General features: G+C 62.0%; 20 protein-coding genes, 5 tRNA genes and 1 pseudogene. 10 read left to right on the forward strand and 16 right to left on the reverse strand.

The genetic code is table 11. The features are described from left to right. Window positions 1-3: 3 nt before the first annotated feature. The 8 genes from FGE05_RS10435 to uvrB all read right to left on the reverse strand — a co-directional run bounded on the left by FGE05_RS10435 (window position 4) and on the right by uvrB (window position 5,959). On the reverse strand, window positions 4-837 hold the full coding sequence (locus tag FGE05_RS10435; RefSeq protein ID WP_139644616.1) for an alpha/beta fold hydrolase: 834 nt from the start codon (window positions 835-837) through the stop codon (window positions 4-6). Window positions 838-866: 29 nt separating this feature from the next. Then, the gene (locus FGE05_RS10440; protein WP_139644618.1) at window positions 867-1,406 is read right to left on the reverse strand and encodes a TetR/AcrR family transcriptional regulator; all 540 of its coding nucleotides are present in this window, start codon (window positions 1,404-1,406) and stop codon (window positions 867-869) included. A 181-nt stretch (window positions 1,407-1,587) separates the two neighbouring features. Continuing rightward, a tRNA-Glu gene (locus FGE05_RS10445) sits at window positions 1,588-1,663 on the reverse strand. Window positions 1,664-1,739: 76 nt separating this feature from the next. Next, a tRNA-Ala gene (locus FGE05_RS10450) sits at window positions 1,740-1,815 on the reverse strand. Window positions 1,816-1,868: 53 nt separating this feature from the next. Further along, a tRNA-Glu gene (locus FGE05_RS10455) sits at window positions 1,869-1,944 on the reverse strand. 78 nt (window positions 1,945-2,022) lie between these two features. After that, window positions 2,023-2,098 (reverse strand) — tRNA-Ala (locus FGE05_RS10460). Between the two features lie 146 nt (window positions 2,099-2,244). Next, window positions 2,245-3,726 (reverse strand): glutamate--tRNA ligase, encoded by a 1,482-nt coding sequence (gene gltX / locus FGE05_RS10465; protein WP_041023763.1) that lies wholly within the window; start codon window positions 3,724-3,726, stop codon window positions 2,245-2,247. A gap of 217 nt (window positions 3,727-3,943) precedes the next feature. Then, window positions 3,944-5,959, reverse strand: coding sequence for an excinuclease ABC subunit UvrB (gene uvrB, locus FGE05_RS10470; RefSeq protein WP_041023764.1), 2,016 nt, complete (start codon window positions 5,957-5,959; stop codon window positions 3,944-3,946). 332 nt (window positions 5,960-6,291) lie between these two features. On the opposite strand from uvrB, the gene FGE05_RS10475 reads away from it, so the two are divergent. From FGE05_RS10475 to FGE05_RS10490, 4 genes are all read left to right on the forward strand, one after another. Beyond that, the gene (locus FGE05_RS10475) at window positions 6,292-7,488 is read left to right on the forward strand and encodes an amino acid aminotransferase (RefSeq protein ID WP_139644621.1); all 1,197 of its coding nucleotides are present in this window, start codon (window positions 6,292-6,294) and stop codon (window positions 7,486-7,488) included. A gap of 179 nt (window positions 7,489-7,667) precedes the next feature. Then, window positions 7,668-7,743 (forward strand) — tRNA-Asn (locus FGE05_RS10480). A gap of 245 nt (window positions 7,744-7,988) precedes the next feature. After that, on the forward strand, window positions 7,989-8,183 hold the full coding sequence (locus tag FGE05_RS10485; protein ID WP_024776483.1) for a hypothetical protein: 195 nt from the start codon (window positions 7,989-7,991) through the stop codon (window positions 8,181-8,183). Between the two features lie 88 nt (window positions 8,184-8,271). After that, on the forward strand, window positions 8,272-8,454 hold the full coding sequence (locus tag FGE05_RS10490) for a hypothetical protein (RefSeq protein ID WP_024776482.1): 183 nt from the start codon (window positions 8,272-8,274) through the stop codon (window positions 8,452-8,454). Between the two features lie 9 nt (window positions 8,455-8,463). On the opposite strand, the gene FGE05_RS10495 is transcribed toward FGE05_RS10490, so the two are convergent. Then, the gene (locus FGE05_RS10495; RefSeq protein WP_139644623.1) at window positions 8,464-9,525 is read right to left on the reverse strand and encodes an AI-2E family transporter; all 1,062 of its coding nucleotides are present in this window, start codon (window positions 9,523-9,525) and stop codon (window positions 8,464-8,466) included. A 146-nt stretch (window positions 9,526-9,671) separates the two neighbouring features. On the opposite strand from FGE05_RS10495, the gene yegQ reads away from it, so the two are divergent. Then, the gene (gene yegQ, locus FGE05_RS10500; RefSeq protein WP_139644625.1) at window positions 9,672-10,997 is read left to right on the forward strand and encodes a tRNA 5-hydroxyuridine modification protein YegQ; all 1,326 of its coding nucleotides are present in this window, start codon (window positions 9,672-9,674) and stop codon (window positions 10,995-10,997) included. A 322-nt stretch (window positions 10,998-11,319) separates the two neighbouring features. On the opposite strand, the gene FGE05_RS30355 is transcribed toward yegQ, so the two are convergent. The 7 genes and pseudogenes from FGE05_RS30355 to FGE05_RS10530 form a co-directional block, all read right to left on the reverse strand. Beyond that, entirely contained in the window at window positions 11,320-12,141 is an 822-nt protein-coding gene (locus FGE05_RS30355; protein ID WP_373682455.1) for a methyl-accepting chemotaxis protein, read from the reverse strand. 84 nt (window positions 12,142-12,225) lie between these two features. Continuing rightward, window positions 12,226-13,113, reverse strand: a pseudogene (locus FGE05_RS30360) (cache domain-containing protein); the annotation flags it as partial. 54 nt (window positions 13,114-13,167) lie between these two features. After that, window positions 13,168-14,484 (reverse strand): Na+/H+ antiporter family protein, encoded by a 1,317-nt coding sequence (locus tag FGE05_RS10510; RefSeq protein ID WP_175363737.1) that lies wholly within the window; start codon window positions 14,482-14,484, stop codon window positions 13,168-13,170. A gap of 241 nt (window positions 14,485-14,725) precedes the next feature. After that, on the reverse strand, window positions 14,726-16,039 hold the full coding sequence (locus tag FGE05_RS10515) for a sensor histidine kinase (RefSeq protein WP_139644631.1): 1,314 nt from the start codon (window positions 16,037-16,039) through the stop codon (window positions 14,726-14,728). Further along, entirely contained in the window at window positions 16,036-16,704 is a 669-nt protein-coding gene (locus FGE05_RS10520; protein WP_139644633.1) for a response regulator transcription factor, read from the reverse strand. The genes FGE05_RS10515 and FGE05_RS10520 overlap by 4 nt, the downstream gene beginning before the upstream one ends. Beyond that, a complete protein-coding gene (locus FGE05_RS10525; protein ID WP_139644635.1) occupies window positions 16,704-17,015 on the reverse strand; it encodes a PepSY domain-containing protein in 312 nt (103 codons plus the stop codon). The genes FGE05_RS10520 and FGE05_RS10525 overlap by 1 nt, the downstream gene beginning before the upstream one ends. Next, window positions 17,015-17,323, reverse strand: a complete 309-nt coding sequence (locus FGE05_RS10530; protein WP_139644637.1) for a PepSY domain-containing protein — start codon at window positions 17,321-17,323, stop codon at window positions 17,015-17,017. Before FGE05_RS10530 ends, FGE05_RS10525 begins: the two co-directional genes overlap by 1 nt. A gap of 238 nt (window positions 17,324-17,561) precedes the next feature. On the opposite strand from FGE05_RS10530, the gene FGE05_RS10535 reads away from it, so the two are divergent. The 5 genes from FGE05_RS10535 (at window position 17,562) to codA (ending at window position 22,980) form a co-directional block, all read left to right on the forward strand. Continuing rightward, window positions 17,562-18,641 carry a patatin-like phospholipase family protein gene (locus FGE05_RS10535; protein WP_139644639.1) on the forward strand — a complete coding sequence of 360 codons (1,080 nt, stop codon included), beginning with the start codon at window positions 17,562-17,564 and terminating at the stop codon, window positions 18,639-18,641. Between the two features lie 83 nt (window positions 18,642-18,724). Further along, entirely contained in the window at window positions 18,725-19,081 is a 357-nt protein-coding gene (queD, locus tag FGE05_RS10540; RefSeq protein WP_003203918.1) for a 6-carboxytetrahydropterin synthase QueD, read from the forward strand. A 269-nt stretch (window positions 19,082-19,350) separates the two neighbouring features. Then, window positions 19,351-20,181 (forward strand): alpha/beta fold hydrolase, encoded by an 831-nt coding sequence (locus tag FGE05_RS10545; protein WP_139644641.1) that lies wholly within the window; start codon window positions 19,351-19,353, stop codon window positions 20,179-20,181. Window positions 20,182-20,446: 265 nt separating this feature from the next. Beyond that, the gene (codB, locus tag FGE05_RS10550) at window positions 20,447-21,718 is read left to right on the forward strand and encodes a cytosine permease (protein ID WP_139644643.1); all 1,272 of its coding nucleotides are present in this window, start codon (window positions 20,447-20,449) and stop codon (window positions 21,716-21,718) included. A 14-nt stretch (window positions 21,719-21,732) separates the two neighbouring features. Next, entirely contained in the window at window positions 21,733-22,980 is a 1,248-nt protein-coding gene (gene codA / locus FGE05_RS10555; RefSeq protein WP_139644645.1) for a cytosine deaminase, read from the forward strand. Window positions 22,981-23,120: the final 140 nt, after the last annotated feature.

The raw sequence follows: 23,120 nt of genomic DNA on the forward strand, positions 1-23,120 counted from the left end.
AACTCAGGCCGATTGCCGTGCCTGCAGATTGCGCCCGGCCAGCAGCGATAACACGCCATCGATGACACGGGGATCGGCCAGCACCCGCTGGTGCCCGCCCTGGGGCAAGCGCAGCAGGCGGCTGTCAAACCAGGCCTCATGAATCAACTGCGACTCGTTGACCGAGACGGAGGTGTCGTCCTCGGCGTGGACGATCAACCCCGGCACATCCAGCTGATAATGCGCGACGTCCAGCTTCGAGGCGCGCATGCCCACGTCCTTTTCCACCTGACGAATGAACGCCGAACGCGCCTGGGGTGGCAGGCCCACCAGCCGGGCGAAGCCACGCAGCACCCCAAGAATGCGTGCGGGTGCGGCGATGCTGACCAGGGTCTCGGTGCGCAACCCCAACTGGACCGCGAGCATGGCACTGGCCCCGCCCATGGAATGCCCGATCACCGCTTGCAGCGGCGGCAGTTCCGCAGCGGCCTCGAGCATCGCCCTGGCGAACGACAGGAGATTCGCCTCACGGCCAGGTGAGCGGCCATGGGCCGGGCCGTCCAGTGACACCACCGTGTAACCGGCGCCCACCAGCGCCGTAATCAAAGCGGCGAACTGCGTAGGCCGCCCTTCCCAACCATGCATCATCAAGACGGTCGGGCCTTTGCCCCAGCGCAGGGCCGAAAGACCGAAGCGCAAGGTGATGCGCTCGGAGCTTGCCAGCAATGGCAATTCCCAGTCCCGTGGTGGCAGGTTCCGGGGATGCATGAACAGCGCGCGCATTTTCCTTGCCACCAAACGCGGAGCCACCCGACCCAGCGTGCCATTGACGCCACGAATCCAGCTCAATCTGTCCATCGCTCTTCTCCCACGGCTTGCGCCTTAGCTCACCGCACCGCAGATTTGGCGGCGCGCAGCACACGATCCGATAACTCCCCCGGCCCCAACGCCCTTGCCAGGGCCAGGCCACCGACCATCAAGGCAATGTCGGCGAGAGCCTTGTCGGCGTCTTCCGGGCTGGCCGCCAATTGCGCGGTCATTAATTCGATGTGTTCGTTGAGCACTTCACGAAACGGATCCGGCAGCCGTCCCAACTCACCGATCGATGCCGGGATCGGACAGGCGTTCTCAGTGGAGTCCCGATGCTTGCGCGACAGGTAGAACGCCGCCACCAGGGCGCGTCGCTCTTCGCCGGTCAGTTCGGCATCCATGTCGGCGATCAGGCCGCGACGCCGGCTGAGCAGTTGCTTGAAAGCCTCCAGCATCAACGCATCCTTGCTCTCGAAATGGGCGTAGAAGCCGCCCACCGTCAGCCCGGCCGCGCCCATGACCTCGCCCACGCTCGGCTCGGCCGGACCACGCTGAATCAGCGCATCGCTGGCGGCCTTGATAATGCGTTCACGGGTCTGTGCTTTTTTATCGCTCATCGTCGCCTCCGAATATTACGATCACAATATTATCAACATAATAATTTTCCGCAAGCAGAAACTCAGTCCACTGGTCAGCAGTGTCTTTTCGAGGATAGGAGAATTGGCTGAACGCCAGACAAACAAAAGGGCCATTCAAGAATTGAATGACCCTTATAAAATCCCGCAGAGCGGGTAATCGTGGCGTCCCCTAGGGGACTCGAACCCCTGTTACCGCCGTGAAAGGGCGGTGTCCTAGGCCACTAGACGAAGGGGACACAAACCTTCTTGCTTGATCAGTGCTGAGTACTGATCGATTCAAGGCCGGTGTGGCCAGACCTTGAACCTGACGATTGGTGGAGCTAGACGGGATCGAACCGTCGACCTCTTGCATGCCATGCAAGCGCTCTCCCAGCTGAGCTATAGCCCCAGATTTTTCGCCTCGCGGCGGAGCGACATTTTGCAACATCGCTTCTGTAAAACTGGCGTCCCCTAGGGGACTCGAACCCCTGTTACCGCCGTGAAAGGGCGGTGTCCTAGGCCACTAGACGAAGGGGACGCAAACCCTTCTAACTGCTGATCAACGCTGAGTGTTGATCGCTTCAAGGCCGGTGTGGCCAGGCCTTGAAGTGTAAATTGGTGGAGCTAGACGGGATCGAACCGTCGACCTCTTGCATGCCATGCAAGCGCTCTCCCAGCTGAGCTATAGCCCCTCATCGCTGAGGACGGGGCGAATCTTAAGGGCGTATCGGAGGGCTGTCAAATTTATTTTCAACAAATTTGAAAATTTTTTGCCGGGATAACAACCACTTACCGACAAACCCCGGAAAACCGGGGTATGCCCTGCCCTAACGACCGCTTAGGCAATCGCGCCCAGCAGTTTTTCCCACTCCTTGTTTTCCTTCTTCGACACGCCACCGAGCAGATCGATGGCCTGGCGCAGGCGGAAGCGGGTCAGGTCCGGCCCCAGGATTTCCATTGCATCAAGCACCGACACCGAGCTGGCCTGGCCGGTAATGGCGGCGAACATCAGCGGCATGGCGTCACGCAATTTCAGCTCCAGGGATTCGACCACCGCCTGGATAGTCGCGGTGATGCTGTCCTTTTCCCATTGGCGCAGGCTTTCGAGCTTCCACAGGATCAGTTGCATCAGCTGGCGCACCTGATCGCCCGAGAGCTTCTTGGACTCGAACAGCTTCGCATCCGGCGTCACGCCGCCGGCAAAGAAGAAGCCGGCCAGCGGCGCGATCTGGCTGAACGTCTCCACCCTGCCCTGCACGTGGGGAGCGATCTTCATCATGTACTCGGGGTTCAATGCCCACTTCTGCACGCGTGCGGCGAACTCTTCCACCGGCAGGTCGCGCAGCCACTGGCCGTTGAGCCAGGACAGCTTCTCGATATCGAAGATCGGACCGCCCAGGGACACCCGCGACAGGTCGAAATGCTCGACCATTTCCTGCAGCGAGAACTTCTCGCGCTCGTCCGGCATCGACCAGCCCATGCGGCCCAGGTAGTTGAGCATCGCCTCGGGCATGAAGCCCATGCGCTCGTAGAACGTCACCGAGGTCGGGTTCTTGCGCTTGGACAGTTTGCTCTTGTCCGGGTTACGCAGCAGCGGCATGTAGCACAACTGCGGTTGCTCCCAACCGAAGTATTCGTAGAGCAGGATCAGTTTTGGCGCCGATGGCAGCCACTCTTCACCACGCAGTACATGGGTGATGCCCATCAGGTGATCGTCGACCACGTTCGCCAGGAAGTACGTCGGCAAGCCGTCGGTCTTCATCAGCACCTGCATGTCCATGCGATCCCACGGGATCTCGACATCGCCACGCAGCATGTCCGGCACCACGCAGACGCCTTCGCTCGGCACCTTCATGCGGATCACATGGGGTTCGCCAGCAGCCAGGCGACGGGCGACTTCTTCCTTGGACAGCAGCAACGCGCGGCCGTCGTAGCGTGGGGTTTCGCCACGAGCCATCTGCTCGGCGCGCATCTGGTCCAGCTCTTCAGCGGTGCAGAAGCATGGGAACGCGTGCCCCATGTCCACCAGTTGCTGGCAATACTGCTTGTAGATATCGCCACGCTCGCTCTGCCGATACGGGCCGTGCGGCCCGCCAACGTCCGGGCCCTCACTCCAGTCGATGCCGAGCCAGCGCAGGGCGTCGAAAATCTGCTGTTCGGACTCGCGCGTCGAACGCAACTGGTCGGTGTCCTCGATCCGCAGGATGAACTCACCGCCGTGCTGCTTGGCAAAGCAATAGTTGAACAAAGCGATGTAAGCGGTGCCGACATGGGGATCGCCAGTGGGCGAAGGCGCGATGCGGGTACGGACGGTGGTCATGGCATGTCTCGGAAAGAAGGTAAAAGCGAAGATCAAACAAGAGGCGAATGGTAGCAGGCGATGGTAGGCGGGCTCCAGTCAAAGGGATTTGTGCATCTGTCAGACCGCGTCGTCCTCAATCGCGAGCAGGCTCGCTCCCACACTGGACTTGTGGCGTTCACAAATCCCTGTGGGAGCGAGCCTGCTCGCGATAAGGCCCTTAAGGCCACTGCAAAACTCAGACAGTGAGCAAACGCTCGCGCAACTTGCCAATCTCGTCCCGCAACTGCGCCGCCGCCTCGAACTCCAGGTCTCTTGCCAGTTGGTACATCTTCTCTTCCAACTGACGGATGCGCTTGGTGATTTCGCTCGGTGAGCGCAGTTCCGCTTCGTAGCGGGCACTTTCTTCGGCGGCCTTGGCCATGCCCTTGCGCTTCTTGCTGCGCGAACCAGGCACGGTGGCACCTTCCATGATGTCGGCCACGTCCTTGAACACCCCCTTGGGCGTGATGCCGTTGGCCAGGTTGAAGGCGATCTGCTTGTCACGACGGCGCTCGGTCTCGCCGATGGCCCGCTCCATGGAGCCGGTGATGCGGTCGGCATACAGGATCGCCCGACCGTTGAGGTTACGCGCCGCCCGACCGATGGTCTGGATCAGCGAACGCTCGGAACGCAGGAACCCTTCCTTGTCGGCGTCGAGGATCGCCACCAACGACACTTCCGGCATGTCCAGGCCTTCGCGCAGCAGGTTGATGCCCACCACCACGTCGAAGGTGCCCAGGCGCAGGTCGCGGATGATCTCGACCCGCTCCACCGTGTCGATGTCCGAGTGCAGGTACCGCACCCGCACGCCATGGTCGGCCAGGTAATCGGTGAGGTCCTCGGCCATGCGCTTGGTCAGGGTGGTCACCAGGACCCGCTCGTCGATGGCCACGCGCTTGTTGATTTCCGACAGCAGGTCGTCGACCTGGGTCAGCGCCGGGCGCACTTCGACCTGCGGGTCCACCAAGCCGGTCGGGCGCACCACCTGCTCGACCACGCGGCCGGCGTGCTCGGCCTCGTAGTTGCCGGGAGTGGCCGAGACGAAGATGGTCTGCGGACTCACGCTTTCCCATTCATCGAAGCGCATCGGCCGGTTATCCAGCGCCGAAGGGAGGCGGAAACCGTATTCCACCAGGGTTTCCTTGCGGGACCGGTCGCCTTTGTACATCGCGCCGACCTGAGGCACGCTGACGTGGGATTCGTCGATGACCAGCAAGGCGTCGGCCGGCAGATAGTCGTACAAGGTCGGTGGTGGCGCCCCCGCCGGGCGGCCCGACAGGTAGCGCGAGTAGTTTTCGATGCCGTTGCAGTAGCCCAGCTCGAGGATCATCTCCAGGTCGAACCGGGTCCGCTGCTCCAGGCGCTGGGCTTCCACCAGCTTGTTGTTCGAGCGCAGGTACTCCAGGCGCTCCTGGAGTTCGGCCTTGATACCGTCAATGGCATCCAGCAGGGTTTCCCGCGGCGTGACGTAATGGCTCTTGGGGTAGAAGGTGAAGCGCGGCAGCTTGCGGATCACCTCGCCGGTCAGCGGGTCGAACGCCGAAATGCTCTCCACCTCGTCATCGAACAGCTCGATGCGGATCGCCTCCAGGTCGGATTCCGCCGGATAGATGTCGATTACATCGCCGCGCACCCGGAACGTCGCCCGGGCGAAGTCCATGTCGTTGCGGGTGTATTGCAGGTCCGCGAGACGGCGCAGCAAGGCACGCTGGTCGAGTTTGTCACCGCGATCCACGTGCAGCACCATCTTCAGGTACGTTTCCGGACTGCCCAGGCCATAGATGCACGACACCGTGGTGACGATGATCGCATCCTTGCGCTCGAGCAATGCCTTGGTCGCCGACAGCCGCATCTGTTCGATGTGATCGTTGATCGAGGCGTCCTTCTCGATGAAGGTGTCCGACGACGGCACGTAGGCTTCCGGCTGGTAATAGTCGTAGTACGAGACGAAATACTCCACCGCGTTGTTCGGGAAGAACGCCTTGAACTCACCATACAGCTGCGCCGCCAGGGTCTTGTTCGGTGCCAGCACTAGGGTCGGGCGCTGCACCTGGGCGATCACGTTGGCGATGCTGAAGGTCTTGCCTGAACCCGTCACACCGAGCAACGTCTGGTGGGCCAGCCCCGCCTCGATGCCTTCGACCATCAGGCGGATGGCTTCCGGCTGGTCGCCAGCGGGCTTGAATCGGGTGACTAGCTGGAATTCAGACATAACATAACCCCTGGGTTCACGCCTGTCGGCCAGGCGACGGGAATGAAGAAGACCGAAACGACTGATGTCGTCCGAGGAAAAAACTGGAATGCAGACAATGTGGAGGTGAATGCCTTCGCTTTCAAGACGGACGTCCTACACGCCTTGGAGTCTTTGACGCGCCAAAGGGACTAACGGTCGAAAAAAATCGAAAATACTTACCGTAAAAACCGAATCGCCTGTCGCCCTGTCCGGTGATGGCCTCTATACTAGCTCCCCGTTTGTGCACCGCTCTAGTGCATCCGGCTGGAGCGCCACACGTCCCCTCACACTCCATTCAGAGCCGCGCACTAATGAGCCTGTTTTCCGCTGTCGAATTGGCACCCCGCGACCCAATCCTGGGCCTCAACGAAGCATTCAACGCTGACACCCGTACCGATAAGGTCAACCTGGGCGTGGGTGTTTACTGCAATGAAGAGGGGCGCATTCCGCTTCTGCGCGCCGTTGTCGAAGCCGAGACGATTCGCGTGGCTCAGCACGTTTCCCGTGGCTACCTGCCCATCGACGGCATCGCGGCCTATGACCAGGCGGTCCAGACCCTGCTGTTCGGCAAGGACTCGCCACTGATCGCCTCCGGCCGCGTGATCACCACCCAGGCCGTGGGCGGCACCGGCGCACTGAAGATCGGTGCCGACTTCCTCAAGCAACTGCTGCCTGACGCCGTCGTGGCCATCAGCGACCCGAGCTGGGAAAACCACCGCGCCCTGTTCGAAACCGCTGGTTTCCCGGTGCAGAACTACCGCTACTACGACGCCGCCACCCACGACGTGAACCGTACCGGCCTGCTGGAAGACCTCAACGCCCTGCCCGACCGCTCGATCGTTGTGCTGCACGCCTGCTGCCATAACCCGACCGGCGTGGACCTGAGCCCCGAGGACTGGAAAAACGTCCTGGCCGTGGTCAAGGCCAAGAACCATGTGCCGTTCCTGGACATGGCTTACCAGGGCTTTGGCGATGGCATCGACGAAGACGCCGCGGCCGTGCGCCTGTTCGCCGAATCGGGCCTGACCTTCTTTGCGTCCAGCTCGTTCTCCAAGTCGTTCTCCCTGTACGGCGAGCGCGTCGGCGCCCTGTCGATCGTCAGCGAATCGAAGGAAGAAAGTGCTCGCGTGCTGTCCCAGGTCAAGCGCGTGATCCGCACCAACTACTCCAACCCGCCGACCCATGGCGCCAGCATCGTTGCCGCCGTGCTCAACAGCCCCGAGCTGCGGGCCCAGTGGGAAGCCGAACTGGCGGAAATGCGCTTGCGGATCCGTGGCATGCGCAACCAGATGGTGGACATGCTGGCCAAGGCCGCTCCACACCGGGATTTCAGCTTCGTCGCACGCCAGCGTGGGATGTTCTCCTATTCAGGCCTGACCGTTGAACAAGTGACGCGCCTGCGCAACGAGTTCGGCATCTATGCCCTGGACACCGGCCGCATCTGCGTGGCCGCGCTGAACCAGAGCAACATCGATGCGGTGACCAAGGCGATTGTTCAGGTGATCTGAAAACCCGCATAAAACCTGTGGGAGCGAGCAGGCTCGCTCCCACAGTCGTTTTTTGCGGCATGATCCTTACTTGTGTGAAGCGGTAACAAGTGTTTGAGGGAAGCCCACGACCGCTTAAACACACCGCCCACCATCCAAAAGCTTGACTTCTCTTTTCCAATCAGTAACATACGCGTCATTCCGCGATAGCTCAGTTGGTAGAGCAAGTGACTGTTAATCACTGGGTCCCTGGTTCGAGTCCAGGTCGTGGAGCCAGACAGCAAGATCAAAAGCCCCTGGATCGAGAGATCCAGGGGCTTTTTTGTGGGCGAAAAACGTGCTGGAGGCCATATAAGGCCCACCAGCGTCGCTACCGGAACAATATTCCGGCGCCAAAAAGGCATTATGGTCTGAATCCTGCTTTGTTTTTCTTCAACCCGAGCTGTCACATGAGCGTCATGGCCGTGCCGCAAGCTGGCCCTGTCCGTCAACAACAGCTTCATAACAACAAGGACGAAGGTATGCCCACGCAAAATCCCCACCGCATCGTCGGCCTGTGCACCTCTGGCAAGGTGTACAACGTGCTGACCGAGCTCAAGCACCTGGAAGGCCACCGCACTGCCAAGTTCCTTTCGTTGTTGACGGAAAACCTGGTGCGCAAGGGCGTGCTCAATGAACGGGAAGTGGTGCATATGCTCGATCTGGTCGTCGATTGAGCGGCATCGATTCCTACTATTGAAGCAGTTGATTTTCCCCCTTGCCGGCTGAGTCGTAAGGTAACCCCATCGATAGATGGAGGTTCCCATGCTCAACATTCAAATCATGTCTGTCATTGGCAGCGCCGTCCCCGCCGCACTCCGTGAACGTGGCCTGTTGGCTTGCTGGTACCTGGTCCAGGACGGCGTGACCATCAGCGGCCCGCTGACTTCCCTGCCCGCCGCCCAGGCCTTGTCGCAGCGCATCGGCACTTACATGCTGAGCGCCTGATAGGCGCAGTTAGGGCAATTTCACCCGGGGCGCACTTTCGACAAACAAGGCCCAACAGGAAATGAACAGAGCGGCAATGAGCGGCCCGATCACGAACCCGTTCAGCCCGAACACCGCCAGGCCGCCCAGCGTCGAGACGAGCACCATGTAGTCAGGCATCTTGGTGTCCTTGCCCACCAGGATCGGGCGCAGGAGATTATCCACCAGGCCGATCACGAACACGCCGAACAGCGTTAGCACAACGCCTTGCCAGATCGCCCCGGAGAGCAGGAAGTACACAGCCACCGGCGCCCAGACGATGCCCGCCCCCACCGCCGGCAACAGCGACAGGAGGGTCATCAACACGGCCCAGGGCAACACCGTCGGAATCCCCAGGATCCAGAAGATCAATCCGCCCAGCGCCCCTTGGGTGATCGCGACCAACAGGTTGCCCTTGACGGTCGCCCGGACGACCCGATTGAACTTCAATTGCAGACGACGCTTCTGGTATTCCGCCAAGGGAACGGCCGTGCGGACCTTGCGCACCAGTTCCGCGCCATCGCGCAGGAAGAAGAACAGCAGGTAGAGCATGACGGAGAAGCTGACCAGGAACTGAAACGTACCCTGGCCGAAGCTGAAGGCCTGGGTGGCGAAGAACTCGCTGCCCTGCATGGCGCTCTTGACGATCTTGTCCCGCAACCCACTCAGGTTGCCCAGGCCGAAGCGGTCAAGCAGATGCTGGAAGTACGGTGGCAAGGCGTCCTTGAACCGCGCCAGGTAATCGGCAATGTCCAGTTCCCCGCTTTCCAGGCTCTTGTACAACGCCGTGCCTTCCTGGACCAGCAAGGTGCTGATGACGATCACCGGCAGGATTGCGATGACCACACAGATGCCCAGCGTGCACAACGCAGTGACGTTGCGCGGCCAGCCGAATTTCAGTTGCAGGCGACGTTGCATCGGCGCGAAGACAATGCCGAGGATGATCGCCCAGAACACCGCGCCATAGAACGGCAGCAAGATCCAGATGAAAGCGATGCTGACCAGGATCAACAGCAACATCTGGGATTTGTATTGCAGGCTCTTTCGGTTCATTTGCTTTCCATGTCCCAGGCTCGATAAGTGTTAGTCCGTCGGGACTCGCAGGAGTGCCGTTGCGTTCACCGGCGCCATTGATCCAGATCAATAACGCCAGGCCGACCGTGACGTACCCTCGCCGCTTTTTGCGATCAGACGCCACCATGCCCCTCGTAGCCCCCGAACTGCTCGCCCCGGCCGGCACCCTGAAAAACATGCGTTACGCCTTCGCCTACGGCGCCGATGCGGTCTACGCCGGCCAGCCGCGCTACAGCCTGCGGGTGCGCAACAATGAATTCGATCATGCCAACCTGGCCTTGGGCATCCGCGAAGCCCAGGCCATGGGCAAGCGCTTCTACGTGGTGGTGAACATTGCGCCGCACAACGCCAAGCTGCGCACCTTCCTCAAGGACCTCGAACCGGTGATCGCCATGGCGCCCGATGCGCTGATCATGTCCGACCCGGGATTGATCATGCTGGTGCGACGGCATTTCCCGCGGATGCCGATTCATCTGTCGGTGCAGGCCAACACGGTGAACTGGGCGAGCGTCGAGTTCTGGCAGCAGCAGGGCCTGAGCCGGATCATTCTTTCCCGGGAACTGTCCCTGGAGGAGATCGCCGAAATCCGTCAGCAAGTGCCGGCCATGGAGCTGGAAGTGTTCGTCCATGGGGCCCTGTGCATGGCCTATTCCGGGCGCTGCCTGCTGTCGGGCTACCTGAATCGGCGCGACGCCAACCAAGGCAGCTGCACCAACGCCTGTCGCTGGAAATACTCGGCCCAGCCAGCGGTGGAAAACGCCGTGGGCGACATCGTGCAGAGCTATCAACCCGAACCCACCCTGGGCCTCGGCGCGCCCACCGACCAAGTGTTCCTGCTCCAGGAGGCCAATCGTCCGGACGAATCCATGCCGGCGTTCGAGGACGAGCATGGCACCTACATCATGAACGCCAAGGATCTGCGGGCCGTGCAGCATGTGGAGCGGTTGACCCGCATGGGCGTGCACTCCCTGAAAATCGAAGGCCGGACCAAATCGCACTTCTACTGCGCGCGCACCACCCAGGTGTACCGCCGGGCGATCGATGACGCCATGGCCGGCCGGAAATTCGACCTTGGCCTGATGACCGACCTGGAATCACTGGCCCAACGCGGCTATACCGAGGGCTTCCTGCGCCGGCATGTGCATGATGAATATCAGAACTACCAGAACGGCAGCTCAGTCTCGGAGCGCCAGCAGTTCGTCGGCGAGCTCACCGGCGAGCGGCGCGAACGCCTGGCCGAAGTGCGGGTCAAGAACCGCTTCGAGCTGGGCGACCACATGGAACTGATGACGCCCAAGGGCAATTTTCACTTCGACCTGCATCAACTGCAGGACGTGAAAGGTCAGAGCATCGCCGTCGCGCCGGGAGACGGGCATGTGGTGTATGTGCCGATACCGGATGCGGTGGACCTGCGGTTCGGCTTGTTGATGCGGGATGTGCGCAAGCCATAGGACGGGCGGGCTTGGCAGTTGGCATCCTTGCCAACTGAACCACTGCTATCGCGAGCGGGCTCGCTCCCACAGGGTCCGGGCTTAATCTGATACCTGCGTGTCACCACCGATCCCTTGTGGGAGCGAGCCTGCTCGCGATAGCGGTGGGTCAGTCATGAATGTTTAACGGGCTCACCATTCCAACAGGGATGGGTGTTGACCAATGGATCGCGACAGAAACTGCCGAAGGCTGCGATCCTCCTTTCCCGATAGGGCCTGGTACTCCAGGCGAAGACATCTGGATCGGAAGCGGAAGATCGCAGCCTTCGGCAGCTCCTGGCCGTCAGATGCGGAACTGCCCGACCAATTTGCCCAGGCGCTGGCCCAGCTCGTTCAAGCTGCGGGAGGTCTGGGCGCCGAGTTGGGTTTCATCGGCCACGCTGTCCACCGCCACAGCGATCTGGTGCACGCTGCGGTTGATTTCCTCGGCCACCGCGGTCTGCTCTTCCGCGGCACTGGCGATCTGGGCGTTCATCGAGTTGATGGTGCCGATCAACTGCGCCATGGTGTCCAGGGACGCTCCCGCCTCGTTGGCCCGAACCGACGTACCATCACCCGCCTCACTGGATCGACGCATCGCCTCCACCGCCGCATGAGTACCCGATTGCAGGCGATCGATCATGCCCTGGATCTCCTGGGTGCTTTGCTGGGTCCGACTGGCCAGGGCCCGCACTTCATCGGCCACCACCGCGAAACCACGCCCCGCTTCCCCGGCACGCGCCGCCTCGATGGCCGCGTTGAGGGCCAGCAGGTTGGTCTGCTCGGCAATCGAACGGATCACCCCGAGTACGCTGACAATCGAGGCCACATCCTGTTGCAGGCTGTCCAGGGACACGCCGCTGCTGCGGATGTCGTTCACCAGCGCATGAATCTGCTGGATGCTGCCGGCCACCACCCGCTTGGCGGACTGACCTTCTTCGTCGGTCTGCTGGGCGGCCACGGCGGCACCCTGGGCGCTACGGGCCACTTCCTGGGCGGCGGACGACATCTCGTTGATCGCCGTGGCGACCTGATCGGTTTCGTGGCGCTGGCGCTCCATGGCCTGCTCGGAGCGCTGGGCCTGCTCGGAGACCTGCGTCACCAGACCGGTCAGTTGCGAAGTCATGTCGGTGATCTGCCGCACCAGGCCATGGATCTTGTCGACGAAGCGGTTGAACGAGCCCGCCAGTTGGCCGAGTTCGTCCTGGCTGGTGATCGCCAGGCGCCGGGTCAGGTCGCCCTCGCCCGCCGCGATGTCGTCGAGGTTGTCTTTCATCAGGTGCAAAGGTCGCAGGATGGTGTTGGCCAGCAGCACTCCCACCACCGCAATCACCAGCAACACCACGGCGGCGATGCCGATGATGCTCAATATCACGCCTTGTACACGCTCATGGACCTTGGCTTCCACCAACGCCACCTGGGCTTCGATGCCGTCCAGGTTGACCGAACTGCCGACCGCCATGTCCCACTTGGACAGGTATTCGGTGTAACCGAGTTTGGGCACCAGGTCCTTGCTGTTGGGCAGTGGCGAGCTGTATTCGAGGTAGTGGGTCCCGTCCTTGGCGACTTTCACCAGGTCACGGTTGACGTAGACCCCGTTCGGGTCGCGGTTTTCCTTGAAACTCTTGCCCACGCCGTCGGGGCTGTTGGCCTTGAACAGGCGCACGGTTTCGGAGTCGTAGCCGAAGAAGTAACCGTCCTTGCCGTAACTGATGCTCGACAGCAGCTTGATGGCCTCGGCCCGCGCCGCGTTATCACCGGGAGCGGCCGCATCGTACAGCGGCTTGATGGCGGTCAGGCCCACCGCCACGTAACTCTGCAGCGTCGCCTTGGCATCGGCGAGCAAACGTTCGCGGGTCTGCTGGACCTCTTTATCGGCCTGCTCCTGCAGGATGAAGGCCGTGGTCAGACTGATGATCGCCGCAGACAACAGTACCGGCAATACTGCCAGGGACAGAACTTTAGCCTTCAGGCTCAGGCGCATGCTGGTCACCCTTGTTGGTGTTATTGGCGTGGTTAGCTGTATTAACGGCAAGCTTGGGGAAAACTGTAGGGCAATCTCAAAAGCATCGCGAGCAGACTCGCTCCCACAGGACATGCATTCCGATGTGGGAGCGAGCCTGCTCGCGATGGAAGCGCCTCGGTTTTCGGACTACAGCACCATCGCCGCCACCCAACCAAACGCCAGTAACGGCAGGTTGTAGTGGATGAAGGTCGGGACCACGGTGTCCCAGATATGGTGGTGCTGGCCATCGATGTTCAGGCCGGAGGTCGGGCCGAGGGTCGAGTCCGAGGCAGGCGAACCGGCATCGCCCAGGGCACCGGCGGTGCCGACGATGCAGACGATCGCCAGCGGGCTGAAGCCCAGTTGCAGGCACAGCGGCACGAAAATCGTCGCCAGGATCGGTACAGTGGAGAACGACGAGCCGATGCCCATGGTCACCAACAGGCCCACCAGCAGCATCATCAGCGCGCCGATACCCTTGTTGTGGCCGATCCAGGCCGCCGAGGCTTCCACCAGACTCTGCACTTCACCGGTGGCCTTCATGACCTCGGCGAACCCCGAGGCGGCGATCATGATGAAGCCGATCATCGCCATCATTTTCATGCCTTCAGTAAACAGGTCGTCGGTCTCGCGCCAACGCACCACTCCCGACAGCGAGAAAATCAGGAACCCGGCCAGGGCACCGATGATCATCGAATCCACCAGCAACTGAATCGCGAACGCCGCTGCCACGGCGAGCCCCGCCACCATCAGGCTCATCGGGTTGTAGCGCACCGCCACCTGCTCGACCCGAGCGATTTTCTTCAGATCGTAGACACGCTTCTTGCGGTAGCTGAACAACGACAGCAGCAAGCCGAACACCATGCCCAGCGCCGGGATGCCCATGGCGTGGGTGACATTGATGCCGCTGACATCCACGCCGCTGCGGGCGATGTTGGCGAGCAGGATCTCATTGAGGAAGATATTGCCAAACCCCACGGGCAAGAACATGTAAGGGGTGATCAGACCGAAGGTCATGACGCAGGCGATCAGCCGGCGATCCAGTTGCAGCTTGGTCAGCACGTAGAGCAGCGGCGGCACCAGCAGCGGAATGAAGGCGATGTGGATCGGCAGGATATTCTGGGACGCGATAGCAACCGCCCCCAGCAAGCCGATCAGCACCCACTTGATGCCGGAACCACCGACGGCGTCCTGGCGATCCACCAGGGCCAGGGCCTTGTCGGCCAGGGCGTGGGCCATGCCGGACTTGGCGATCGCCACCGCGAAAGCGCCGAGCAAGGCGTAGGACAACGCCACCGTCGCACCGCCACCAAGGCCCGCGTTGAACGCCTTGAGCGTCGCCTCGATGCCCAGGCCGCCGGTCAGGCCACCCACCAATGCGCCGATAATCAGCGCGATCACCACATGCACGCGGGACAGGCTGAGCACCAGCATGATGCCAACCGCGGCAATTACTGCATTTATCATCGTTACCTCAAGGCGCAGTGGTGGAAAGCCACCGGAAAAAAGGCGGGGACTTTGCAGCAAGCGGCGCCAAGCTGCAAGGGCCATGCGGCGGGTTTCGAGGTGTTTTCAATATTCAAAATCACCACAGCCCCCCTGTGGGAGCGAGCCTGCTCGCGATGGCGGTGTATCAGATTGCATCAAGGTGACTGACCCGACGCCATCGCGAGCAGGCTCGCTCCCACAAGGGAATTCGGCGCGATCAGCGCCGCGGCAGCTCGATCAGGACTTTCAGCCCGCCCCACTCGCTGTCGTGCAGGGTCAGCGTCCCGCCCCAGGTGTCGACGATGTCCCGCACGATACCGAGTCCCAGGCCGTGGCCGTCGGTCTGCTCGTCCAGGCGCGTGCCCCGGCTGAAGACCTGGTCGCGCCGCTCCTCAGGGATGCCCGGGCCGTCGTCTTCCACCGCCAGGATGAACGCCCCGCTCGTCTCGGTCACGGTCAGGCGCACTTCGGCATCCGCCCATTTACAGGCGTTGTCCAGCAGGTTGCCCAGCAGTTCCAGCAAGTCTTCGCGATCCCAGGGCAGGTGCTGCCCTGGCGCGGCGACATAGCTCAGGTGCAGATGCTCGCCGTGGATCATGTTCAGCGTCGCCAGCAGCCCTGGCAGTTCCGCATCGCAGTCCAGCTGCGCGCCGGGCAAGGCATCACCGGCCAGTCGCGCACGGTTGAGCTCACGGTTCAGGCGCTGTCGCACCTGCTCCAGTTGTTCGAGCAGCAACGTGCGCAGTTCGGGGTATGGGTCGAGTTTTTCGTTCGAGGCCAGGCTCTGCAACACCGCCAGCGGGGTTTTCAAGGCATGGCCCAGATTGCCCAGGGCATTGCGCGAGCGCTTGAGACTGTCTTCGGTGTGGGCCAGCAGATGATTGATCTGCGCCACCAGCGGTTCCAGCTCAAGGGGCACCTGCTCGTCGAGTTGCGAGCGTTGTCCACGCTGCAACTGCGCGATCTGTTCCCGGGCTTTCTCCAGCGGGCGCAAGGCGCGGCGCACCGTGAACCGTTGCAACAACAGGATCAGCAACAGCCCCGCCAGGCCGAGGCCGAGGCCAATCTGCTGCATGCGCAGGAAACTGTCGCGCACGGGGGTGTAGTCCTGGGCCACGCTGATGGAAATCGACTGACCCAGGCGTCGATAGTCGGTGCGCAATACCAGCAGTTGCTGGCCTTCAGGCCCCAATTGCAGGTTGGCGTGCAGACCCGGATGGTCGAGCCGGGGCAGTTCCTGGTCCCAGAGGGAACGGGAGCGCCAGTGCACGTCGGCGAAATCGATGCGGAAATAATGCCCGGAGAACGGCCGCAGATAGGCCGGCGACAAACGCCGCTCATCCAGTTGCAGCCCCTGGGGTCCACGCGCCAGGGCCACCAACAGGCTTTCGCTGTCGTTGCGCAACCCGGCTTCCAGATAGCGCTGCAGTCCCAGCTCGAACAGCCACAGACTGGTCTGCGCCAGGACCAGGCCGACCACCACCATCACACCGATCAGGCCCAGGCTCAGCCGGCGCTGAATGGACCTCACCGGCCCTGTCCGCCGAACAGGTAACCCTGGCCGCGACGGGTTTCGATCACGCTGCGGCCCAGCTTGCGTCGCAGGTGATTGACGTGGACTTCCAGCACATTGGAATCACGCTCGGTTTCACCGTCATACAAATGTTCGGCGAGATGGCTCTTGGAAAGGATCTGCTCGGGGTGAAGCATGAAATAGCGCAGCAGGCGAAACTCAGCGGCGGTCAGTTGGATGTCCGCGCCGTCGCGAACCACACATTGCCGCCCCTCATCCAGATGCAGCCCGGCGGCCTGCAACGTCGGCTGGTTGGCCTGGCCATGGGAGCGGCGCAGCAACGCCTGGATCCGCAGGTGCAGTTCCTCGGGATGAAAGGGTTTGGTCAGATAATCGTCGGCACCGGCCTTGAGGCCCTCGATGCGTTCAGCCCAGGAGCCGCGGGCGGTAAGGATCAGCACCGGAGTACTCAGGCCGCCAGCGCGCCATTGGGCCAGCACCTCGAGCCCCGGCACACCTGGCAGGCCAAGGTCGAGGATGATCAGGTCATAGGGTTCGCTGCTGCCCTGATACACCGCGTCGCGACCGTCGGCGAGCCAGTCGACGGCGTAGCCCTGTCGTGTCAGCCCAGCCATCAACTCATCGGCCAGGGGAACGTGATCTTCCACCAGAAGCAGGCGCATCAGTCTTCCTTATCTTTGAGCAAGCGGCCGGATGTGGCCTCCAGGTCCAATTCGCGCACAACGCCGTCGGTATCCAGCAGCTCGACCTCATAAATATAGACCCCGTGTTTCTCTTCCAGCTCGGCCTCCAGCAACTTGGCGCCGGGGTGCAGATCCAGCGCCTGTTGCAGCAACTGCTCCAGCGGCAGTATCACGCCCCGCTGGCGCAGTTGCAGGGCCTCGTCCTGGTCCAGGTCCCGCGCCATGACCACCGAACAAAACGCCAGCAGCACCAGCGGCCATGGACTGCGGGCGCAGAGATTAAGCTTCATTAAGTATCCTGATGATTCTTGAACACCTTGCCGGTAACGGCGTCCAATTCCATATCCCATTCAACGCCCTGGGGATCGCGCAGCTCCACCTGATAGATGAACTTGCCGTACTTTTCTTCCAGCTCGGTATCGGTCAAGGTGGCGCCAGGGTGTTTGGCCAAGGCGGCGGCGTTGAGTTTTTCAAAGGATTGAATGGTACCAGCGTCTTGCAGTTTTCGGGATTCGTCGGGGCCGAGGTCCCGTGCGTGAGCAAGGCTGGCGCCCAGGGCCATGAGCGTTGCGATGAAAAAGGCAGTCAGGCGGTTCAAGGGTTATCTCCTTTTTATAATCGTCACGGGGCGACTGTAGCCGGGGGAACTTAACTGAAACTGAATTGCCATCATGGAACACAGATCAACGACCGTGCCCTGTGGAAGCGTGCCTGCTCGCGATGGCGGTGGGTCAGTCACTTTATTGCAATCTGATACGCCGCCATCGCGAGCAGGCTCGCTCCCACAGGGGGTTGTGTCGCTATAATCCGTCGTTTGCCCACGCCAAGAGACCGGTATGACCGCCATCCACATCAAGTTTCCCGCCCTCACCCTCAAGGCCGGCCCCCGTGCCCTGGCGCGGATTCGCGAAGCCGGTCTCAAGGCGGCCGACGTTGGCATCCTGCCAGGCGCCGCCGGTGGCCCCAAGGCCCTGGGCATCCAGGGGCTGGATCTGGCGCTGTTTGGCGAATGGCTGCCCGCCGCCCCCCGGGAACGTTCGTTGATCGGGGCCTCGGTGGGCTCCTGGCGCTTCGCCAGCGCCTGCCTGCCGGATGCCGCCGAAGGCATCCGACGCCTGGGTACTTTGTACAACGGCCAAAGTTTCGCCAAAGGCGTGACCATGGCCGGGGTCAGCCAGAGTTCGCAGCGCATGCTCGACGACCTGCTCGAAGGCCGCGACGCGACGATCCTCGCCAACCCGCATTACCGGCTCAACATCATGGTCGTCAAAAGCCACGGCTTGCTCGCGCAGGATCATCGCGGACGGCTGGGCCTGGGCTTGTCGTCGGTGATTGCCGACAACCTGCGGGGCCGCGCGCGGCTGTCGCGGCATTTCGAACGGCTGATCATCCACGACCCGCGCCTGGCACCGCCGCTGCATCCCCTGAACGACTTTCCGTCACGCTTCGTACCGCTTGCGGCCGGCAATCTGCGCCAGGCGTTGCTGGCCTCGGGCTCGATCCCGATGGTAATGGAGGGGGTGCGCGACCTGCCGGGCGCCGGGGCCGGTACCTACCGCGACGGCGGCTTGCTGGACTATCACCTCGACCTGCCCTACAGCGGCGAAGACATTGTGCTGTATCCCCATTTCACCGACCGGGTCATTCCCGGCTGGTTCGACAAAAGCCTGCCATGGCGCCGGGGTAACGTTGAGCGCCTGCAGGATGTCCTGTTGGTGGCGCCATCCCGTGAGTACCTGGCTCGCCTGCCCTACGGCAAGCTGCCAGACCGAAACGACTTCAAGCGTTTCATGGGCGATGACGCGAGCCGCCGCACCTATTGGCGCACGGCGATGGACGAGAGTCGCCGCCTGGGTGACGAGTTCCTTGAGCTGGCGGCCAACGGTGGGCTGGGCGAGCGTTTGCTGACCCTTTAGTCAGCATGAGCGCGCAACGCCGGAGCCAAACTGATAAACTCCGCCGCCTGCCTCGCGACCGCTACCTTAAAGAGCCTGAACCTGTGGAAATCTTCAAAGAATTCACCTTCGAATCCGCCCACCGCCTGCCCCACGTACCGGACGGCCACAAGTGCGGCCGCCTGCACGGCCACTCGTTCAAGGTGGCGATTCACCTGAGCGGCGACATCGACCCGCACACCGGCTGGATTCGCGACTTCTCGGAAATCAAGGCGATCTTCAAGCCACTTTACGAGCGTCTGGACCACAACTACCTCAACGACATTCCTGGCCTGGAAAACCCCACCAGCGAAGTCCTCGCCAAGTGGATCTGGAACGAGCTCAAGCCATTGCTGCCGGAACTCAGCGCCATCCGCATCCATGAGACGTGCACCAGCGGTTGCATCTATCACGGCGAGTAACCCGCAGTCCCAACCTTGAACAGACTTTTGTGGCGAGGGGATTTATCCCCGCTGGGCCGCGAAGCGGCCCCAAAATCCAACATCAGTGCGTCAGGTTGATTCGCTTCGTATCTTTGGGGCGCGCTGCGCACGCCAGCGGGGATAAATCCCCTCGCCACAGATAGCCCCCCTCTCCACAGATAAATCCCCTCGCCACAGATGTGTTTCCCCAGGAAAACTGCACTGGCCTATGCTCTATCCCCTGAACCCCCTTCAGTGGAGCATCGACCATGACCGACTGGCCGCTGGATCAGGCATACACCTTCAACGGACACGCCATTCGCTACGCCATCCACGGTGACGGCCCGCCATTGGTATTCGTCCATGGCACGCCCTTTTCGTCCTACGTGTGGCATCGAATCGCCCCGCTCTTCAGCGCCACCCATCGGGTGCATTATTTTGACCTGTTGGGTTATGGCCAATCTGCGCAACCCGATGCCGACGTCTCCCTCGGCATCCAGAACCACCTGCTCGCGCAACTGCTGGAGCATTGGGGCCTGGACTGCCCTGACGTGGTGGCCCACGACTTTGGCGGCGCCACCGCCCTGCGCACGCACCTGCTCAATGGCAAAAACTACCGCAGCCTGACGCTGATCGATCCGGTGGCGCTGTCGCCCTGGGGTTCACCCTTCGTCCAGCATGTGCGACAGCACGAAGCAGCCTTCAGCGGCCTGCCCGATTACATTCAGCGCGCCATCGTGCCGACGTATATCCGGGGCGCGATCAAGCGGGACATCCCGGACGCAGAACTGGCCCCCTACGTGCAGCCATGGCTCGGCGAGACCGGCCAGGCCGCGTTCTATCGGCAGATTGCGCAAATGGACGAGCGTTACACCCGCGAGGCAGAGAGCCTGTATTCGAGCGTGCGCTGCCCGACACAGATACTGTGGGGCGAGGACGACCAATGGATCCCCATCGAGCGCGGCCGGGCGTTGCACTCACTGATTCCAGGCGCGCAATTCCACCCGGTGCCGAACGCCGGGCATCTGGTCCAGGAAGACGCCCCGGAAGCCATTGTGGCGGCGATCTTGCGATTCCTGTCGTTGCCTCGCCCTCTTTGAGTATTCCAATCCCCTGTGGGAGCGAGCCTGCTCGCGATGACGGCCTATCCGTTGAAACGGATGTGACTGATCCGGCGCCATCGCGAGCAGGCTCGCTCCCACAGGGGTAATGCGAACCGTGTTCCAACTTGAATCACCGCTGCACCACTTTCACTCCCCACCCGCCCCCATTTCTCCGGATTGTCTATAAATAACCTCGCGATCATTCGCTTGGCACGACCGCTGCACGCTTGCGACATTTCCCCTCCTGCGCAAGGACCGCCACATGACTCAGAACGATCCAGGCAACGATTACCCGTTGAGCGAAGTCCCGATGCATGCCCGCAAGGGCCTGGCTTCCACGGCCATGGTGCTGCTGGGTTTCACCTTTTTCACCGCCACGATGTTTGCCGGCGGCAAGTTGGGAGTCGCGTTCGGTTTTGCCGAGATGCTCACCGTGATCGTGATCGGCAACCTGCTGCTGGGGCTCTATGCCGCGGGACTGGGTTACATCGCGTTCAAGAGCGGGCTCAATTCGGTGCTGATGGGCCGGTTCTGTTTTGGTGAGGTCGGCAGCAAGCTCAGCGACCTGATCCTGGGGCTCACCCAGATCGGCTGGTACGCCTGGGGCACGGCGACCGCCGCGGTGGTGCTGGGTAAATACTTCGGGTTGAGCGAAGGCGCCGTGCTGGGGCTGATGGTGCTGTTCGGCCTGGGGTTCTGCGCCACGGCCTACGTCGGTTATCGCGGGTTGGAGATCCTTTCGTACATCGCCGTGCCGGCCATGATGTTGCTGCTAATGCTGTCAATGTGGGTCGCGACGGTGAAAGTCGGTGGTCTGGAGGGCCTGTTGGCGGTGGTGCCCACGGGCAGCCTCGATGGGTCCACCGCCATCACGCTGGTGTTCGGCACCTTCGTCAGCGGTGCCACCCAGGCGACCAACTGGACTCGGTTTTCCCGCTCGGCGAAAGTCGCGGTGCTGGCGAGCCTGATGGGTTTCTTTCTCGGCAATGGCCTGATGGTGTTGATTGGCGCTTACGGGGCCATCGTCTACCAGCAGCCGGACGTGGTTGAAGTGCTGCTGTTGCAGGGCTTCGCCATGGCGGCGATGGCGATGCTGCTGCTCAACATCTGGAGCACCCAGGACAACACCATCTACAACTTCGCCGTGGCCGGTTGCAACCTGCTGCGCACCCGGCGGCGCAAGACCGTCACCCTGGGCGGCGCCATGATCGGCACCCTGCTGGCGCTGCTGGGCATGTACGACATGCTGGTACCGTACCTGATCCTGCTGGGTACGGTGATCCCGCCCATTGGCGGCGTGATCATGGCGGATTTCTTCTTCCGCTGGCGCGGGCGTTATCCACGCCTGGCCGATGCACGGCTGCCCGCCTTCAACTGGCCGGGGTTGCTGGCTTATGGGCTCGGCACCGTCGCGGCGTTCAATTCGCCCTGGGTGGCACCGCTGGTAGGAATCGCCACTGGCGCGCTAACGTATGTGCTATTGATCGGCGTCATGGGTACCCGGACCACCAACGCGCCACTCCAAGACCTATAAAAAGGATTCGCCCGATGCACATCATCAACGCCCGCCTGCGCAACCGCGAAGGTTTGCATGAACTGCACCTGGAAAACGGCCTGATTGCCAGCATCGCCCGCCAGACCGAAGCCCCCAGCCTCGGCCCGCAGGACCTCGATGCCGGCGGCAACCTGGTGGTACCCCCTTTCGTCGAGCCGCACATTCACCTGGACGCTACCCTTACCGCCGGCGAGCCGCGCTGGAACATGAGCGGCACCTTGTTCGAAGGCATCGAGTGCTGGGGTGAGCGCAAGGCCACCATCACCGAAGAAGACACCCGGACCCGCGCGACGAAAACCATCCAGGCCCTCGCCGCCCATGGCATCCAGCACGTGCGCACCCACGTCGACGTCACCGACCCTGCACTCACCGCCCTCAAGGCCATGCTGGAAGTGCGCGAGCAAAACCGTCATCTGATCGACATGCAGATCGTCGCGTTTCCCCAGGAAGGCATCGAGTCCTACCGCAACGGCCGCGAGCTGATGGAAGAAGCCATTCGCATGGGCGCCGACGTGGTGGGCGGTATTCCGCACTTCGAATACACCCGCGACCAGGGTGTCAGCTCGGTGAAATTCCTGATGGACCTGGCCGAACGCACCGGCTGCCTGGTGGACGTGCATTGCGACGAAACCGACGACCCGCATTCACGCTTCCTTGAAGTGTTGGCCGAAGAAGCCCGCAGCCGCGACATGGGTGCCCGGGTCACCGCCAGCCACACCACGGCCATGGGTTCCTACGACAACGCCTACTGCGCCAAACTGTTTCGCCTGCTGGGGCACTCGGGCATCAGCTTCGTCTCCTGCCCCACCGAAAGCATCCACTTGCAGGGACGCTTCGACACCTTCCCCAAACGCCGCGGCGTCACCCGGGTCAATGAACTGCTGGAAGCCGGGATGAACGTGTGTTTCGGCCAGGACTCCATCGTCGACCCGTGGTATCCCCTGGGCAACGGCAACATCCTGCGGGTACTCGAAGCCGGCTTGCACATCTGCCACATGCTTGGCTATCGCAACCTGCAAAGCGCCCTCGACCTGGTCACCGACAACAGTGCCAAGGCCATGGCCCTGGGCGAACGCTACGGGCTGGAACCCGGCCGCCCGGCGAACCTGTTGATCCTGTCGGCGGACAGCGACTACGAAGTGATCCGCAGCCAGGGGCTGCCGCTCTACTCGATTCGCAACGGTGAAGTGCTGATGAAGCGACAGATGCCGGTGGTGGAGTTTGGGCCGCAATTGGGCTGAGCGATCCGACGATAGCGGGCTGTCCGTTGACCGTGAGGCTGCTGGCCCGACGCTGTCGCGAGCAGACTCGCTCCCACATTGGATCTTCAGCGGCCATACCTTTTGTGTCCGCCGCATCCCCCTGTGGGAGCGAGCCTGCT

Source organism: Pseudomonas sp. ICMP22404 (assembly GCF_006227205.1).
In the GTDB taxonomy this organism is placed as follows: Bacteria; Pseudomonadota; Gammaproteobacteria; order Pseudomonadales; family Pseudomonadaceae; genus Aquipseudomonas.

What these genes read in the sequence shown, in the direction of transcription:
- FGE05_RS10495 (WP_139644623.1), bottom strand. Translation starts at nt 9,525, where the DNA reads ATGAACCGAAAGAGCCTGCAATACAAATCCCAGATGTTGCTGTTGATC.
- gltX (WP_041023763.1), bottom strand. Translation starts at nt 3,726, where the DNA reads ATGACCACCGTCCGTACCCGCATCGCGCCTTCGCCCACTGGCGATCCC.
- FGE05_RS10435 (WP_139644616.1), bottom strand. Translation starts at nt 837, where the DNA reads ATGGACAGATTGAGCTGGATTCGTGGCGTCAATGGCACGCTGGGTCGG.
- FGE05_RS10440 (WP_139644618.1), bottom strand. Translation starts at nt 1,406, where the DNA reads ATGAGCGATAAAAAAGCACAGACCCGTGAACGCATTATCAAGGCCGCC.
- FGE05_RS10535 (WP_139644639.1), top strand. Translation starts at nt 17,562, where the DNA reads ATGACCGCCATCCACATCAAGTTTCCCGCCCTCACCCTCAAGGCCGGC.
- FGE05_RS10490 (WP_024776482.1), top strand. Translation starts at nt 8,272, where the DNA reads ATGCTCAACATTCAAATCATGTCTGTCATTGGCAGCGCCGTCCCCGCC.
- uvrB (WP_041023764.1), bottom strand. Translation starts at nt 5,959, where the DNA reads ATGTCTGAATTCCAGCTAGTCACCCGATTCAAGCCCGCTGGCGACCAG.
- FGE05_RS10545 (WP_139644641.1), top strand. Translation starts at nt 19,351, where the DNA reads ATGACCGACTGGCCGCTGGATCAGGCATACACCTTCAACGGACACGCC.
- FGE05_RS10485 (WP_024776483.1), top strand. Translation starts at nt 7,989, where the DNA reads ATGCCCACGCAAAATCCCCACCGCATCGTCGGCCTGTGCACCTCTGGC.
- FGE05_RS10520 (WP_139644633.1), bottom strand. Translation starts at nt 16,704, where the DNA reads ATGCGCCTGCTTCTGGTGGAAGATCACGTTCCCCTGGCCGATGAGTTG.
- FGE05_RS10525 (WP_139644635.1), bottom strand. Translation starts at nt 17,015, where the DNA reads ATGAAGCTTAATCTCTGCGCCCGCAGTCCATGGCCGCTGGTGCTGCTG.
- yegQ (WP_139644625.1), top strand. Translation starts at nt 9,672, where the DNA reads ATGCCCCTCGTAGCCCCCGAACTGCTCGCCCCGGCCGGCACCCTGAAA.
- codB (WP_139644643.1), top strand. Translation starts at nt 20,447, where the DNA reads ATGACTCAGAACGATCCAGGCAACGATTACCCGTTGAGCGAAGTCCCG.
- FGE05_RS10475 (WP_139644621.1), top strand. Translation starts at nt 6,292, where the DNA reads ATGAGCCTGTTTTCCGCTGTCGAATTGGCACCCCGCGACCCAATCCTG.
- codA (WP_139644645.1), top strand. Translation starts at nt 21,733, where the DNA reads ATGCACATCATCAACGCCCGCCTGCGCAACCGCGAAGGTTTGCATGAA.
- FGE05_RS30355 (WP_373682455.1), bottom strand. Translation starts at nt 12,141, where the DNA reads ATGACTTCGCAACTGACCGGTCTGGTGACGCAGGTCTCCGAGCAGGCC.